This window comes from Streptomyces sp. SID13726 (assembly GCF_010548375.1).
Lineage (GTDB): Bacteria > Actinomycetota > Actinomycetes > Streptomycetales > Streptomycetaceae > Streptomyces.
This window is the reverse complement of sequence record NZ_JAAGLY010000906.1, coordinates 1-380: the sequence shown is the minus strand read 5'-3', so window position 1 is coordinate 380 and position 380 is coordinate 1. Positions and strand designations below refer to the sequence as shown.

The following is a 380-nucleotide window of genomic DNA, read 5'->3' as shown; positions in this document are numbered from 1 at the left end:
CCGGGCCCAGACCCTGGCCCTGCGCGAACTGGACTTCGTCGCCGCCGCCCGGCTCTCCGGGAACGGAACCGCGCGGATCGCCCGCCGCGAGCTGCTGCCCGCACTGGCCGCGCCCCTCATCACCTACTCCGCGATCCTGGTCCCGGCCGACATCGTCGCCGAGGCCTCGCTGTCCTTCCTCGGCGTCGGCGTGAAACCGCCCACCCCCTCGTGGGGCCAGATGCTGTCCGGCGCGCAGACCTGGTTCCGCGCCGACCCCGCCTACGTCCTGCTCCCCGCCGGACTGCTCTTCGTCACCGTGCTCGCCTTCACCGTGCTCGGCGACGCGGTCCGCACGGCCCTCGACCCGCGCGAAGGCTCCCGCCTGGGGATCGCCACCG

General features: G+C 74.7%; 1 protein-coding gene. It reads left to right on the top strand.

The genetic code is table 11. The features are described 5' to 3' along the window. Positions 1 to 380: ABC transporter permease subunit (locus tag G3I78_RS50925; RefSeq protein WP_164437452.1), on the top strand; the 380-nt coding region annotated here is incomplete at both ends.